Origin of the sequence: Microbispora sp. CSR-4 (assembly GCF_008033685.1) — a bacterium.
Classification (GTDB): Bacteria; Actinomycetota; Actinomycetes; order Streptosporangiales; family Streptosporangiaceae; genus Microbispora.
This window is the reverse complement of the sequence record NZ_VJVX01000008.1, coordinates 125314-139819: the sequence shown is the minus strand read 5'-3', so window position 1 is coordinate 139819 and position 14506 is coordinate 125314. Positions and strand designations below refer to the sequence as shown.

The 14506-nt window shown below is 71.2% G+C and carries 17 protein-coding genes and 1 pseudogene; 5 read left to right on the top strand and 13 right to left on the bottom strand.

All coding sequences use genetic code 11. From position 1 onward, the window contains the following. Positions 1 to 174: 174 nt before the first annotated feature. Complete coding sequence (locus tag FLV34_RS09825) at positions 175 to 1041, bottom strand: DUF6745 domain-containing protein (RefSeq protein ID WP_222709462.1); 867 nt, start codon at positions 1039 to 1041, stop codon at positions 175 to 177. Positions 1042 to 1347: 306 nt separating this feature from the next. On the opposite strand from FLV34_RS09825, the pseudogene FLV34_RS40315 reads away from it, so the two are divergent. After that, positions 1348 to 1542, top strand: a pseudogene (locus FLV34_RS40315) (DUF6624 domain-containing protein); the annotation flags it as partial. A 67-nt stretch (positions 1543 to 1609) separates the two neighbouring features. Here the strand turns inward: FLV34_RS40315 and FLV34_RS09820 are convergent. Beyond that, positions 1610 to 2215: a TetR/AcrR family transcriptional regulator gene (locus FLV34_RS09820; protein ID WP_147942930.1), complete on the bottom strand. Its 606-nt coding sequence runs from the start codon at positions 2213 to 2215 to the stop codon at positions 1610 to 1612. 130 nt (positions 2216 to 2345) lie between these two features. Between FLV34_RS09820 and FLV34_RS09815 the strand changes: the two genes are divergently transcribed. Continuing rightward, complete coding sequence (locus FLV34_RS09815; protein WP_147942929.1) at positions 2346 to 3773, top strand: MFS transporter; 1428 nt, start codon at positions 2346 to 2348, stop codon at positions 3771 to 3773. 18 nt (positions 3774 to 3791) lie between these two features. Here the strand turns inward: FLV34_RS09815 and FLV34_RS09810 are convergent, their stop codons facing one another. The 6 genes from FLV34_RS09810 to FLV34_RS09785 form a co-directional block, all read right to left on the bottom strand. Continuing rightward, the gene (locus FLV34_RS09810; protein ID WP_142649074.1) at positions 3792 to 4151 is read right to left on the bottom strand and encodes a hypothetical protein; all 360 of its coding nucleotides are present in this window, start codon (positions 4149 to 4151) and stop codon (positions 3792 to 3794) included. A 35-nt stretch (positions 4152 to 4186) separates the two neighbouring features. After that, complete coding sequence (locus FLV34_RS09805) at positions 4187 to 5218, bottom strand: ABC transporter ATP-binding protein (protein ID WP_147942928.1); 1032 nt, start codon at positions 5216 to 5218, stop codon at positions 4187 to 4189. Further along, a complete protein-coding gene (gene modB / locus FLV34_RS09800) occupies positions 5215 to 5985 on the bottom strand; it encodes a molybdate ABC transporter permease subunit (protein ID WP_142649105.1) in 771 nt (256 codons plus the stop codon). The genes FLV34_RS09805 and modB overlap by 4 nt, the downstream gene beginning before the upstream one ends. Before the next feature lie 35 nt (positions 5986 to 6020). Next, entirely contained in the window at positions 6021 to 6800 is a 780-nt protein-coding gene (modA, locus tag FLV34_RS09795; protein ID WP_261985719.1) for a molybdate ABC transporter substrate-binding protein, read from the bottom strand. 11 nt (positions 6801 to 6811) lie between these two features. Continuing rightward, positions 6812 to 7222, bottom strand: coding sequence for a molybdopterin-binding protein (locus FLV34_RS09790; RefSeq protein WP_147942926.1), 411 nt, complete (start codon positions 7220 to 7222; stop codon positions 6812 to 6814). Between the two features lie 81 nt (positions 7223 to 7303). Beyond that, positions 7304 to 7903, bottom strand: a complete 600-nt coding sequence (locus FLV34_RS09785; protein WP_205830507.1) for a class I SAM-dependent methyltransferase — start codon at positions 7901 to 7903, stop codon at positions 7304 to 7306. Positions 7904 to 7974: 71 nt separating this feature from the next. Between FLV34_RS09785 and FLV34_RS09780 the strand changes: the two genes are divergently transcribed. Beyond that, positions 7975 to 8859, top strand: a complete 885-nt coding sequence (locus FLV34_RS09780; RefSeq protein ID WP_142649070.1) for a neutral zinc metallopeptidase — start codon at positions 7975 to 7977, stop codon at positions 8857 to 8859. 116 nt (positions 8860 to 8975) lie between these two features. Here FLV34_RS09780 and FLV34_RS09775 read toward each other — a convergent pair whose 3' ends face one another. After that, positions 8976 to 10010 carry a lysylphosphatidylglycerol synthase domain-containing protein gene (locus FLV34_RS09775; protein ID WP_142649069.1) on the bottom strand — a complete coding sequence of 345 codons (1035 nt, stop codon included), beginning with the start codon at positions 10008 to 10010 and terminating at the stop codon, positions 8976 to 8978. 269 nt (positions 10011 to 10279) lie between these two features. On the opposite strand from FLV34_RS09775, the gene FLV34_RS09770 reads away from it, so the two are divergent. After that, positions 10280 to 11347: a sporulation protein gene (locus FLV34_RS09770; protein ID WP_147942925.1), complete on the top strand. Its 1068-nt coding sequence runs from the start codon at positions 10280 to 10282 to the stop codon at positions 11345 to 11347. A 155-nt stretch (positions 11348 to 11502) separates the two neighbouring features. On the opposite strand, the gene FLV34_RS09765 is transcribed toward FLV34_RS09770, so the two are convergent. Continuing rightward, positions 11503 to 11733 (bottom strand): hypothetical protein, encoded by a 231-nt coding sequence (locus FLV34_RS09765; RefSeq protein ID WP_147942924.1) that lies wholly within the window; start codon positions 11731 to 11733, stop codon positions 11503 to 11505. A gap of 71 nt (positions 11734 to 11804) precedes the next feature. On the opposite strand from FLV34_RS09765, the gene FLV34_RS09760 reads away from it, so the two are divergent. Beyond that, positions 11805 to 12191 (top strand): hypothetical protein, encoded by a 387-nt coding sequence (locus FLV34_RS09760; RefSeq protein WP_142649067.1) that lies wholly within the window; start codon positions 11805 to 11807, stop codon positions 12189 to 12191. Between the two features lie 360 nt (positions 12192 to 12551). On the opposite strand, the gene FLV34_RS09755 is transcribed toward FLV34_RS09760, so the two are convergent. From FLV34_RS09755 to FLV34_RS09745, 3 genes are all read right to left on the bottom strand, one after another. Beyond that, complete coding sequence (locus tag FLV34_RS09755; RefSeq protein ID WP_142649066.1) at positions 12552 to 12749, bottom strand: hypothetical protein; 198 nt, start codon at positions 12747 to 12749, stop codon at positions 12552 to 12554. 724 nt (positions 12750 to 13473) lie between these two features. Then, positions 13474 to 13803, bottom strand: coding sequence for a hypothetical protein (locus FLV34_RS09750; RefSeq protein WP_147942923.1), 330 nt, complete (start codon positions 13801 to 13803; stop codon positions 13474 to 13476). Between the two features lie 175 nt (positions 13804 to 13978). Then, a complete protein-coding gene (locus FLV34_RS09745) occupies positions 13979 to 14461 on the bottom strand; it encodes a helix-turn-helix transcriptional regulator (protein WP_142649064.1) in 483 nt (160 codons plus the stop codon). Between the last annotated feature and the right edge of the window lie 45 nt (positions 14462 to 14506).

Here is a 14506-nt window from a genome sequence, read left to right as displayed (position 1 = left end):
CGCCGTACGGCACCGCATCGAGCTCGCCACCCACCTGGTCGTACGCGGGAGCACCGCCTCACCCCGCTGACCGGCGGCGGCCGGGCACGACTCGACGGATCGATCTTGCCCGCCGGGGCGGACCGGAAGGGGCCGGGACGGGACAACGCGTCTCGTCCCGGCCCTCCAGTGGGTTCAGGCGAGCAGCGGATGCCAGCCGTCGCGGTAGCGGACACCCCCGCGCCGCAGCCGGACCTCGTCGTGCCAGGTGCCGGGCACGGGTTCGACGCGGACCATTTCGGGCCGGTCCACGACGACGCACACCTCCTCGCCCGGCCACCACCAGCCGCCGGAGCGCACCAGTGTGGCCCAGTGGCCGAGATGTTCCAGTTGGTCCGGCCCGTAGGAGGCCAGCCCGAGCCGGTGCAGGGCGTCGTAGTAGGCGACCCACGCTGCGTCCTGCTGCCCGTACCAGCAGGCCGGTAAGGGGCTGCTGCCGGTCAGGGCGCTGCGGATCGGGATGCGGTATCCGTGCGCGAGGCTCCGGTGCAGTGCCGTACGGATGCCCTGATGCAGCACCACACCCAGGGGAACGCCGGTGTCGAGCGCCCTCAGCGGTGGCAGTTCGGGCCAGGGCTCGCCCCGTCTGCCCCTTCGCATCGGGGACAGCTCAGGGTCGGTGTGGGAGACACCGGCGCTGAGCGCGCCGCGCAGCTGGGATTCGAGCATGGCCAGATCGCCGGCCAGTGGCGGTGTCCCCTGCGGATGAGGATCGCGGATCCACCCGTAGAGCCGGTCGAGAGTGGGCAGACCGGCGACGAGCGGGATCGCCCGTGCCGGTGAGTCGACCCATTCGAACCGGGGCTTCGGGCGAGAGATCCTCGCGTAGATGGCGGTGAGGCTGTGTTCGACGGCCCGCCGGTCGGCCGGCTGTGTGGAAAGACCGTGGTCCAGCCACTCCTGTCGGATCTTGACTGCTTCCTGCCACCGGTCGTGAGCGCTCGTGCTCCGTACGCCGGCCACAGGTTCGGCGGCGGCATAGCGCCGCGTGAGCGCGGTCACCGCGCGTGGGCGTCGCCGCCCTTTCGGTTGGAGATCATGCCTTGATGATGACCTGTGATCCGCGATGCGCGCAACCGCTCGTACGGCCGGTCCCCGCCCCGGCCGCCGTTCGCTCCGCAGTGGACGGGCCGGTCGCGGCGGCCCGGAAAACACCCGCGAAAGCCGCATCATCGAAATCGATCGGGCGGCTTCGAGAAGGTGACCGGACGTCACTTGCGGCGTAAATTCGGCACGTGACCGACGACGAACTGCGGGCGGAACCGCTGAGTTTCCCGGAAGGAGGCGAAGCCCGCGCATCTCGCATACCTCGAAGATCGCATTCGAATGGGTTCCGGCCGTCCCCAGCTCTATGGAACGCAATTTTTCAGCGACGGCAACGGTTTCAGGCCATACCCGATCGAGGACGCGGATCACCTGGACGACCGCCGTGCCGCAATGGGCCTGGAGCCGTTCGAGCAGTATGAAGCGGAAATGCGGCGCCTGTACGAGGGCTCCGTCTGACGCCGTACCGGAAAAGTGCGCACCGGGCGGGGGCCCGGCGCCGAAGCGGATCTCTTAGGTGCACGCCTCAGGTGAGGACGCCGGCGCGGGCCGCCGCCAGGGCGGCCGCCGCGGCCCGATCGGCCGCCGCCTCGTCCAGTGGTTCTCCGGTGTTGAGCAGGGCGTAGTAGAGGGGTGCGGAGACGGCGGCGATCACCCGGCCAGGGTCGGTGCCGGGAGGCAGCTCGCCGCGTTCGATCGCGTCGGTGACGCAGCCGGCCCATTCGTCGATGCGTACGGCGTAGAAGCGGCGCAACGCCTGCGCGGCCTGGTCGTTGCAGAGCGAGGCGGCGATCAGCGCCTTGAACAGCCGTCCCTGGCGGGGATCGGTGAGGGTCTTGAGCACCAGGCGGGCGTTGTCGCGCAGGTCCTGGTCGATGTCGCCGTTGCGCGAGCGGGGCAGGGATCGCTCGGCCATGTCCTGGAGGAGGTCGGCGGCGAGCGCTGCGGGCGTGCCCCAGCGGCGATAGAGGGTGGTCTTCCCGACCCCCGCGATACGGGCGATCTCACCGAGGTCGAGCCCGTCGAAGCCCTTCTCGGCAAGGGTGTCGGCGGCGGCTTCGAGGACGGCCTCGCGGACGCGGGCAGTGCGTCCACCCGGGCGGACGGCACCGGGCGGTGGAGTTGCTGCCATGACGGCTCCTTCCCAAGGCCCACTATCGGGACCACTGTTCCCTTAAGGCGGCGCGTGGTGCTAGTGTCCCCCTCAGTTTAACGGGACGACAGACCCGTTAAGTCGCTTCCCTGGAGGGGTGTCCCCTGTCATGTCCACCACGAATTCCCTACCGGCCGCCGCTCACGAGGCGCCACGCCTGGCCGGCCGCTTGAAGGTCGTCCTCGCGGTGCTGCTGGTCGCCCAGTTCATGCTGGCCGTCGACTTCTCGATCCTGAACGTGGCACTGCCCGCGATCGGCGACGACCTCGGGTTCTCCCTCGCCGATCTGCAGTGGGTCGCCACGGCCTTCGCCCTGTGCGCTGCCGGTTTCACCCTCTTCTTCGGCCGCATCGGCGACCTGATCGGCCGCAAGCGCATCTTCCTCGGCAGCCTCGCGCTCCTGGGCGCGGCCTCGCTCGCCGGTGGGCTCGCCCCCGGCCCCGAGGTGCTCATCGTCGCCCGCGTCGCCCAGGGGCTCGCCACCGCCGCAGCCACCCCGGCCGGGCTCGCCCTGCTCACCACGTCGTTCCCGGAGGGCCCGCTGCGCGAGAAGGCACTCGGCCTGAACGGCGCGCTCATGTCCGCCGGGTTCACCGCCGGCGCGGTCCTCGGCGGCGTGCTCACCGACCTGCTGTCGTGGCGGTGGGCCTTCTTCGTCAACGTCCCCGTCGCCGTGGCCGTGCTGCTCGTCGCCCCTGCCGTCATCGCCGAGTCGCGCCCCGCCGCCCGTCCCACGATCGATCTGCCCGGCGCGCTGTCGGTCACGCTCGGGCTGCTCGGCGTCGTCTACGGCCTGACGCGGGCGGGCGAACACGGCTGGGCCGATCCCCTCGCACTCACGGGCCTCCTTGCCGGGGCCGTCCTGCTGGTCGTCTTCTACCTCGTCGAGCGCCGGGCCGCCCAGCCGCTGGTGCCGGTACGCGTCCTGCGCAAGCGCACGGTGGCCTGGGGAAACGTGCTCGGGCTGCTCGCCTTCGTCACCGAGACGTCCCTGGTCTATCTGCTCACCCTCTACATGCAGAAGACCCTCGGCTTCTCGGCCCTCGCCGCCGGGCTCTCCTTCGGCGTCCTGGGAGCCGGCACCGTGACCGGCGGCGTGCTCGCCCCGAAGGCCATCGCCCGTACGTCCACGACGGCCGTCCTGGTCGGCGGCGGGCTGCTCCAGGCCGTCTTCACCGCCGTCCTGATCTTCCTGGGTGACACGCCGGCCTCGGTGGGGCTGCTGCTGCCCGCCACCTTCCTGGGCGGCGTGGGCAACATGCTCGTCATCGTCGGCTTCATGGTCACCGCCACCACCGGCCTCCCCGACCACGAGCAGGGCCTGGCCACCGGCCTGGCGTCGATGTCCCAGCAGGTCGGCATCACCATGGGCACCCCGATCATGTCGGCGGTCGCCACCGCCGCCGCCGGGGGCGTGGCGTCCGCCGGGGCGATCCTGCACGGGGTCACGACCGCGATCAGCGTCAACGCCGTCCTCGTCCTGCTGGGCGTCCTGCTCGCCGCGGTCTTCCTGCGGCGCGACCGCGCGTACGCGTGACCGGCCCCGGCCGCAGCCTCACCGGGAGGCGAGCCACCGCCAGCGGGGCAGTTCGAGCACCACGGTGACCACGGCCAGCACGGTCACCAGTACGGCGGCGAGCGTGGGCCAGGCGACCCACGCCGCCACGACCGCCGCGACGAGCTGAAGAAGGACCAGCGCGATGGTCACCGTGCCGGGCACCGCGACGATCACGTTCCGCTTGTCCCCCGGAGTGGAGAACAGCGTCGGCAGCCCGATCAGCACCACGACCGACAGCACCGCCAGCGGAACGGACCACGACGCGAGGGCCCACGGGGTCGCGACCCAGGCGACCAGCTCGCTGGCGAACCGGAACACGGACGCGAGACGGTCGTCCGGCCGCGAAGTGGAAGACATGCGGGCAATCTACCGTTTCGCCCCCATCGGCCGGTTCAGGCCGGGTACGCGTGTGTCTCGGTGGCCTTGACGGCGGCCCAGACGTCCCGGCCCGGGGTGAGGTCGAGATCGGCGGCGGCCGCCGGGGTGACGTCGGCGAGCAGCGGGATCGGCCCGCGCAGGTGCACGCGGACGTGGTCGCCGTGGCGTTCGATGCCCTCGATGACGGCCTGCCACAGGTTGCGCGGGCTGCCGTCGGGGCGGCTCCGATAGAGGGCGACGGCCGACGGCGGGAAGGCGACGAAGGCGGGCCCGGTCAGGCGTTCGGCGCTGCTGAAGCGCACCTCGCCCACGACGACCTGATCGCCGTCGGCCTGCCCCCGATAGAGGTTGAGGCCGACGAGGCGGGCGACGTAGTCCGTACGCGGATGACGGGCGATCTCGCTCGGCGTGCCGGTCTGCACGACGGCGCCGTTCTCGATCACCACGAGCCGGTGGGCCAGGACCATCGCGTCGAGCGCGTCGTGGGTGACCAGGATGGTCGCGCCGTCGAAGTCGGCCAGGTGGCGGCGCAGCTCGGCCCGGATCTCCAGCCGGGTGTGCGCGTCGAGGGCGGCCAGCGGCTCGTCCAGCAGCAGCAGGCGGGGCCGTACGGCAAGAGCGCGGGCGAGCGCGACGCGCTGCGCCTGGCCTCCGGACAGCCGCCCGGGACGGACGTGGGCGTGGCCGGCGAGCCCGACGCGATCGAGCAGCTCGGCGGCGACCCGGCGGGCCGCGGCCTTGCCGAGCCCCTGGCAGCGGGGCCCGAAGGCGACGTTGTCGAGGGCGGACAGGTGCGGGAACAGCAGGTAGTCCTGGAAGACCACGCCGATCCCGCGGCGTTCCGGCGGCAGGTGGTGCACCTCGGCGCCGTCCAGCTCGACGCGCCCGCCGTTCAGGGCGGTGAGCCCGGCGAGGGCGCGCAGCGCGGTCGTCTTGCCCGCGCCGTTGGGGCCGAGCAGCGCCACCACCTCACCGGCCGCCGCGCTGATCCGCAGATCCAGCCGGAAGGCGGGACGTTCGACGACCAGATGGGCCTTCACGCTCATGCCGCGCCCACCCAGCGGTCGCGCAGCCCGGCCAGCACGATCACCGAGACCGCGAGCAGCACCAGGCTGAGCACGATGGCTGCGTCCGGATCGGTCTCCAGCGCCAGATAGACGGCCAGCGGCATGGTCTGCGTGCGGCCCGGGAAGTTCCCGGCGAAGGTGATGGTCGCCCCGAACTCGCCGAGCGCGCGGGCCCAGCACAGCACGGCGCCGGCCAGCACGCCGGGGGCGACCATGGGCAGGGTGACCCGGCGGAAGACCGTCCAGCGGGAGGCCCCCAGCGTCGCGGCGGCCTCCTCATAACGCTGGTCGGCCGCGCGCAGCGCCCCCTCCACGGCGATGACGAGGAACGGCATGGCGACGAACGCCTCCGCGACGACGACTCCGGTGGTGGTGAACGGCAGGGAGACGCCGAAGGCGTCGTACAGCCACTGGCCGACGAGCCCGCGGCGGCCGAGCACCAGCAGCAGTGCGACGCCGCCGACGACCGGCGGCAGCACGAGCGGCACGGTGACCAGCGCGCGCAGCACCCGCCTCCCCGGCAGCGTCGTACGGGCCAGGAGCCAGGCGAGGGGCACGCCGAGCAGCAGGCAGACGACGGTCGCGATGGTCGCGGTCACCAGGGAGAGCCGCAGGGCCTCCAGCACCCGGGGCTCGGCCAGCCGCCCCGGCAGGGTCGCCCACGGGGCGCGGACCAGCAGCCCGGCCAGCGGGAGGACGAGGAAGGCCAGCCCCGCGAGCGCGGGCACCAGCAGCGGCCACGGCATGCGCGCCCGCGGGGCCCGCGCGCGTACGGACCTGGTCACGGCGCCTGGAAACCGGCCTTCGTCAGCACGTCCCTGCCCTGCTGCGACAGCACGAGATCGACGAACTGCTCGGCCAGATCGGGTGCGGGCGCCGTGGCGAGCGCCGCGATCGGATAGTCGTTGACGGCCTGGGCGGCTTCGGGGAAGTCGATGCCCCTGACCTTCCCGCCGGAGGCGATCACGTCGGTGCGGTAGACGAGCGCCGCGTCGACCTCGCCGAGCTGCACCTTGGTGAGCGTCGCCTTGACGTCCTGCTCCAAGGTGACGGGAGTGACCTTGAGGCCCGCCGCGTCGAGCGCCTTGACCGCCGCCGCGCCGCAGGGCACCTGCTCGGCGCACAGGGCGATCTTGACCTTCGGGTCGGTCAGGTCCTTGAGCGACTCGACCTTGGCCGGGTTGTCCTCGGGGACGGCGATCTGGAGCGTGTTCTTGACGAACACGGTGGGCGCGGAGGCCAGCCCCGCGTCGGTGACCGTCTTCATGGTGGCCGGGCTCGCGGCGGCGAAGACGTCGGCGGGGGCGCCCTGCGTGATCTGCTGCGCCAGTGTCGCGCTCGACCCGAAGTTGAAGGTGACCTTCGTGCCGGAGTGGGTGCTCTCGAACTGTTTGCCCAGCTCGGTGAACGTCTCGGTCAGGGACGCCGCGGCGAACACCGTCAGCGATTTCCCGGCGGCGGCGGAGGAGGCGGGAGCGGCCGTGTCCGAGGAGGACGAGCCGCACGCCGCCACGCTCAGCACCGAGGCGAGGACGGCGACCAGGCAGAGACGTCCGAGCACCACAGCTCCTTCTACTGACTCGCGACGCGCGCGTGGCCGGGGATCTCGACGACGACGTTGGTGGACTTGACGACGGCCACCGCCATCACCCCCGGCTCAAGGCCGAGCTCGTCGGCCGCCTGGCGGCTCATCAGCGAGACCACGCGGAACGGCCCGGCGGCGATCTCCACCTGGGCCATCACAGCGTCCCTGATCACCTCGGTCACGATCCCGCGCAAGCGGTTGCGCGCCGATGAGATGCCGGTGCGCTCGTCCGCCTCGGTCTGCGCCCGCGCGTACGCGGCGAGATCGGTGCCGGCGATCAGGCGATGGCCGTTCTCGTCGCGGTGCGCGGCGAGCCGGCCCCCGTCGACGAGACGCCGCACGGTGTCGGCGCTGACGCCGAGCACCGCGGCCGCCTCGCTGATCCGGAACGTCGTCACGGGCACCACCTTACGCCGCAATTGCGGGGTATTTGACACTCATCCCCTTGCAGAAACATTACCGATGCCTTTCTTCATATCTCATCTGCAAGCCATTGCCAGATACCGCTCGTCGGTGTCGTGGTAGTCGAGCAGGGTCCAGCCGGCGGCCTCCAGCAGGGGACGGATGTTGTGCTCGGCCCGGATGTCGTCGGGGGTCAGGGTGCGGCCACGCCGGGCCGCGAGCACCGCACGGCCCACGGGGTGGAACAGCGCCAGCCGCCCGCCGGGACGGGTCACCCGGGCCAGCTCGGCCAGTACGGCCGCCGGCCGCGGAACGTGGGAGATCAGCCCGGAGGCCAGCACGCCGTCGGCCACACCGTCACCGAGCGGGAGCCGTTCGACGTCGGCGATCAGCAGCAGGCCGAACTCGGCACGTCCCCGGTCGCGGGCCGACCGGATCATCTCCGGGGTGACGTCCATGCCCACCACCCGCCCGGCGGGCCCGACGGCGTCGCGCAGCAGGGGGAACGCGCGGCCGGTGCCGCATCCGGCGTCGAGGACCAGGCCCCCGGACGGCAGGGCCATCTCGGCGATCGCGGCGGCGAAGACCGGGCCGTCGTCGGGATACTTCTCCTCCCAGGTGGCCGCCTTCGCGGCGAAGAACTCCCGGGTCTCGCGGAGGGATCGTTCGTTCATCATCTCGGCTCCTCTGGAATGCGGCCGTCGGGGATCATAGGGGGTGGCAGGTTCCAGGGCAGGAAGGCGGGCTTATGGACTTCCGCGATGACGTCGACCTCGACGCGTCTCAGGTGGAGGAGGGCGGCGGCGGGTTCCCGGGCGGCGGGCTCGCGATCGGCGGCGGCGCCATCGGTGTCGTCGCCCTGGTCGTCGCCCTGCTCCTGGGCGTCAACCCGGCCGATCTTCTCAGCGGTGGAGGCTCCTCGTCAGGCGGGTCCACGGGCGCGCGCCCGGCCTCGGACCTGAGCGCCCAGTGCAAGAAGGGCAGCGACGCGGACCAGTCGGAGAAGTGCCGCGTGGTGGGTGTGGTCAACAGCGTCCAGGCATACTGGCGCGACGCCTTCGCCGAGCGGGGCAAGGAGCCGTACCGCATCGCACGCACCGTGCTGTTCACCAACGCCGTGAGCACCGGTTGCGGCCAGGCGAGCTCGGCCGTCGGCCCCTTCTACTGCCCGGCCGACAGCAAGGTCTATCTCGACCTCGGCTTCTTCGCGGAGCTGGAGAGCCAGTTCGGCGCCAAGGGCGGGCCGTTCGCGCAGGCGTACGTGATCGGGCACGAGTACGGCCACCACGTGCAGAACCTCCTCGGCACCACCCGGCGGGTCGGCGGCGGCAGCCAGGGCGCCGGCAGCGCCTCCGTACGGCTGGAGCTTCAGGCCGACTGCTACGCGGGAGTGTGGGCGAAGAACGCGGTCGACACGGGGTTCTACGCGAGCCCGTTCACCGCGGCGGACATCAAGGAGGCGCTGGACGCCGCGGCGGCCGTCGGCGACGACAGGATCCAGCAGCGCACCCGCGGCAGGGTGGACCCCGAGGGGTGGACACACGGTAGCTCCCAGCAGCGGGTGAAGTGGTTCACCACGGGATACGAGACGGGCTCCCCCGCCCGATGTGACACGTTCTCCGGCGCCATCTGACGCTTGCTGAGGTTTTCCCGTCGCCGGCCGCACTGCGGTGAGGTGCCGGGGTGAGGTGCCGGGGTGAGGTGCCGGGGTGAGGTGCCGCGGTGAGGTGCCGGGGTGAGGTGCCGCGCTCACGACCGTGGGCGCGTGGTCAGCGACCAGATGCCCCAGGCGAACCAGCCGACGGGGATCTCGATCAGGTGGGCGAAGAACCAGAACAGCAGCACCGCCGCCGCGGCCGCCCCCGGTGCGACGCCGAAGCCGATCAACGCGAGCGCGGTCGCCGACTCGCTGATCCCCGACCCGCCGGGCGTGATGACCGCGGTGGTCAGCACCCGGTTGATCGCGAACGCCGCGACCGCCTCGGGGACGGCGACCTCGGCGCCGGTCACGTGCAGACACCCGACGAACAGAACGCACTGCAGCGCCATGTAGCCGACCATGCCGAGCGTGAGCCGGGGCCAGCGCGTACGAGTGATCTCGATGGTGGAGTGACGCAGGTCGAGCAGGAAGTCGCGGACGCACGGCTCACGCCTGAGCCGAAGGAATCGGACCAGCCGGTCCAGGCCCCGCCCCAGCAGGTCGGCCACCGCCTCCCGGCGGAGTGCGGCCGACATGGCGACGACCACGCCGATGAGCAGCACGCCGCCGACCCCGGCGGCCGCCGCCAGTTGACGGTCCGGCATGTATCCCGCGCCGAGCAGGCAGACGAGCCCCACGGCGGGGAGCAGGAAGCGGGACAGCAGGTTCCACACCCCGGTCACTACCGCGGAGGCCGCCACCGGCCGCCGTCCGAAGCCCCACCTGGTCATCATGGCGACGGTCATGGCCACGCCCACGGCCCCGCCGAACGGCAGCACATTGCTGGCGCCGCTGCCGACGCAGTTGACCAGCAGCGCCCGGCGCCTGCTCAACCCGGGCAGCGACTCGCTCACGACGTTCGAGTACGCCCACAGCCCGGCCAGCCACACCCCCGTGAGCACCGCCATCGCGCCCCAGCCGACCCGCACCAGGCGCTCGTCGAGCTGCCCCCAGGTGACTCCGGTGAGGTGAGGGAGGAACGAGATGAGCCCGGCCGCCAGCGCCAGGGAGATCAGCGACATGACGACCCTGCTCAGGGACGCGCGACCCGTCGCCATCTCCGTCTCCGCCGCGATGGTCTCCACGCCGGTTCGCCGCCTCCCTCTCGTTCGTCGCTTGTTCGTCGGTGAGCCAAGTCGGTGAGCCAAAGGGAGAACAAATCCGAACCGCCTGTTTGGGTAAACGGGCGGCAAATTCGCGGCAGCGTCGTGCCGGATCGCTCGCGGAGCCTCCGTACGGGCCGGGGTCGATCATCCCGAGGACGATCTCTGCCCCCGGCCGGAACCCGGCCACACCACTTGATCGTTCAGGTGGGCGGCTGACACCTCATCGACCGTCGACAGGGGAGAAACACGTGGTCTTCAAGCGGATGCTGGGCGCCCTCGGGGCGGGCGCCCCCTCGGTGGACACCGTACTGGCCACCCCGCGAGTCCGGCCGGGCGGCGTGCTCACGGGTGAGGTGAGACTGTCCGGAGGCGACTTCGACGCCGAGATCGAGAACATCACGCTCGGCCTGGTCGCCGGGGTGGAGATCGAGCACGGCGACGGCGAGAGCGCGGGGCTCGGCGAGCTCTCCCGCACCCGGGTGTCCGGCCCGTTCACCCTGCGCCAGGGCGAGAACCGGAGCATCCCCTTCCAGATCCCGGTGCCGTGGGAGGCCCCGATCAGCGAGATCGACGGGCAGCACCTGACCGGCATGGCGCTCGGCGTACGCACCGAGGTGGCCATCGCGAAGGCCGTCGACAAGGGCGACCTCGACCCGATCTCCGTCGAGCCGCTTCCCTCTCAGATGCGCGTCCTGGAGGCGTTCCTCCAGCTCGGTTTCGCCTTCAAGTCTGCCGACCTGGAGGCCGGCCGCCTGTACGGCGTACGCCAGGAGCTGCCGTTCTACCAGGAGATCGAGTTCTACCCGCCCCCGCGGCACGCCGATGTGGTGGGGGAGGTCGAGCTCACCTTCGTGGCCGACCCCGCGGGCCTGGAGGTGATCCTGGAGGCCGACAAGCGTGCCGGACGGTACTCCGGCGATGCCATCGGCCGCTTCCGCGTCGGCCACGAGGACGCGGTGCGCATGGACTGGCCCGGGGAGATCGATCGCTGGCTGAGCGGGCTCGCCCAGTACGGCGGCTACGAGCACGGCTACGGCCACGGGGACCACGGCCACGGGTACCACGGCCACGGCTATGGGCACGGCTATGGGCACGACTATGGGCACGACTATGGGCACGACTATGGGCCTGACCAGGGGTTCGGGCACGGCTATGGGCACGGTTATGGGCACGGCGGTCACCACGGGCACCACGACGGCCCCGGCTGGGGCGCGGTGGCCGCGGCCGGTGCGGCGGGCATCGTCGGCGGCCTGGTGGCGGGCGAGATCATCGAAGAGATCTTCGAGGGCGACGAGGGCGGGGACGGCGACTGGTGACCCCCGCCCGGTGCCTCTCGGCCTTGAGGTAGATCCCTCGCACAGGACCGAGCGCCGGCGATGGTGTTCACGGCCCAGGCGGGCCGGGGACCGAGCCGGCGCCCGGCACATCATCGCGCTCGGCGTAACAGCGCGCCCGGCATCTCAGCGCCGCGTCATCGTCGCCGGAGTCGGGCGCGCGTCGAGCGGCACGCGTCGAGCGGCACGGTGTCGAGCGGCACGGTGGAGTAGGCGTTGGCCGGCTCCAGGCCCTCCATGGCCTCTTCCTCGCCCCGGCGTATCAGCGCGCCCGGTGTATCAGTGCGGCAGTTGTGTCGGTTCGGCGGCTTTGTAGGTGCGGCAGCGCCGCCTGCGACATTGCCATCGCTTGGAGTGTCGCCGTCCACGTGCGTGATCAGAGGAGTTGTAGCGTGACAGCGGTCACAACCAGTGACTTCACGCATACAGGAGGTTACGCATGATCCGTCGACTGCTCCTGGCCGGCGCTGCCTGCGCCGCCGGAATCGTCGTCATGGCGCCGATCGCCGCCTCGGCGGAGACGGCGGCCCCGCGGCAGGCGGCCGCAACCGCACACGCCGGCGACTGGGGTAACGGCGGGTGGGGTCACCACTCGGGTCGTCCCTGGCACGGTGGCTACTGGGGCAGCCCCTACGGCTACTGGAACCGTCCCCTCGGCTACTGGAGCCGCCCGCTCGGCTACTGGACCACTCCCGTGGTCACCACGCCGGTAATCACCGCGCCGGTGGTCACCGCACCGGTGGTCCTGGTGGACAACAGTCTCGCCAGCAGCTGCGGGGCCGCCGATGACGCCGCCGCCACCGTCGCCGCCACGTCCTGCGGCTGACCCACGGTGATCGGGGATCTCGTCAGAGATCCCGCCTGAGGATCGGACGCATCACCCTCGATCGAGCACGGACTCGACGAGGGATTTAAAAACCCCAGGTTGTCAGCAGATTTTGCTGACAACCTGGGGCCAAAGCCGGTCGCGACCCTCAGATCTTCGGATACCGTTCGTAGCCATCCCCTCTCCCTCAGTGATGGCACGAACAATCTTCGATCCGGAGTGCGTGATGAACGGCCACGACAGACCTCGCTCTCCCCGGCGCATCGGGCGAGCCCCCTACGGCCCCGCCCGCACGGCGCAGCCCAAGCAGCCGCCGTACGCGTCCGTCCCCGGGCGGCGCGACAACCTCGGCGGCCGGCCTCATGGCCGATCCGAGCCGGAACCCGAGCCCTCCCCGATAGCGAAGTCCCGACGCCATCGCTCCTTCACGCGGCCGAAGCTGATCCGCGCCGCGATCCTGACCGGAGCTGTGGCCTTGACCGCGGTGGGCGTCTGGGCGAGCAGCGGCGCCTCGGGCCCGGCGCCGGGCCCGCCCCCACCCGCCGGCACAGTGGCCACGACGGCTCCCGGCACCACAGGTCCTGACGGCGCAGTCGAGCCTGACATCACGGCTCCTGACGGCGCAGTCCAGCCCAACGCCACGGCTCCTGAGGGCACGGTCCAGCCCGGCACCGCTCCGTCGAAGCCCGCGCGATCGCCGTCCGAGCACCGCGCCCGCTCGAAGAGGGGCAAGAAGGGCCTGCCGGCGGGAGCCCGCCGGCATCATGGCCCCGCTCACCCGTCAAAGCGCACCCGGCCTCCCACCGATCGCCCCCGCCCGCACGACTCCTGAACCACGGGCGTGACAAGCGCCCGCACCCACCGCATGCCCCCTGACCGTGGACGCCGCGAGCGACCGTGCACACAGGACTCGCCCCCCCGCCTGCATCAGCCCTGCCCCCGAGCGTGACGAGCGGCCCACACACGCAAGCCACCCACCCCCCGAGTGAGTCCTGACCGTGGACGCCGCGAACGGCTCGCCCGTGCCGCACCCCTGCCCGCGCCCCAACCGTGAGCGCGGCGAGCGGCCGCCCACAAGGCGTCCCCCCGCATGATTCTGATCATGGGCGCGACGCGCGGCTGCGCGCGGCGGCTGCCACCCTCCCCGCGTGAACCCTGACTTTCGCCGCCTCCTCCCCTCACTCCTCCGGCCTGCTCGCAGAGCCGCACTCCCTTCCTGACGCCGCCCGCGATCCCCGCGCCGCCGGGCGGCACGCCGTTCTGGCACGTTCCAGAACGACATTCACGTCGTCCGCCGGACAAAGGCGCGGGTGACCGTGGTGCCCGCCTCACCCAGGACGGCGGCCAGTTCCTCGGTGATGAGAGTCTTCTCGACAGCTACCGTGAGTTCCTCTGTCGCGTACTCGGCCACGACGAGCTCGTGGCCGAGATCTCCACTTCTTCTGATGCGGATGCGCAGCGCCGGCGTCGGGCGTGCGTCCTCGACGGGCTCAAGCCGCCTCAGCGTCGCCGCGCCGAGCTCGTCCATGGGGGCGATCAGCTCGGGAGCGAACTGGCTCTCGTCGACGAAGGCGACGATCCTGTTCTCGCCAAGTGCGTGGTGGATTACCACCGGGGAGCTATGCAGCAAGTGGGCGCGACGGAATTCCACTGATGGTTGCGACGGTGATGACACGAATCATCCACCATATCCTTTCTGTGCAATCACGTCCCCGATCGTTTCGCTGCTCGATGCCAGGAAAGTTTGACGCATCAGCACCCGCTAAGGCGACCGTGCATCCGGAAAATCACCTTTCTTCCCTTTCTGTCTCGGCTTCTGTCTCGGCCGCACTATTGATCACCTGCATGAGTTCGTCGGCGAGGCGTGCGCACTGTTCAGTTGTATAACCCGCCGGCACGCGGAAGATCAGGCGTTCTCCGGGACCGGTCCGCACATCGGCGATGTCCCATCCGATCCACTGACTGATGGCCAGCGCCTTGACGCTGTCCGGATCCATCTCGAGCCCGGCCGCGAGAGCCTCCAGACGCCACAAATCAGGCATCCTCGACACCCGGCCGCTCAGCACGTCGGTAATCCACTGGGCAGTGAGGCCCTGACCTGTGCTTTCGCTCACCGACCTAAGGGCGAGCGTGCGGATGCTCATTCCCTTGTCCGCCACGTAGTCGCGGATGCAGTCGCTCAGGGGGGTGGGGGGCTGGGGTGTCACGCGCTGCGACGGCATTCGGTTGTCAGCTCCTCGACTCTTTCTGGCCGCGATCACCCCCATCATGCCCGCTAGATCCTGACGACAGGGAGCAAACCCCGACGAAGACGG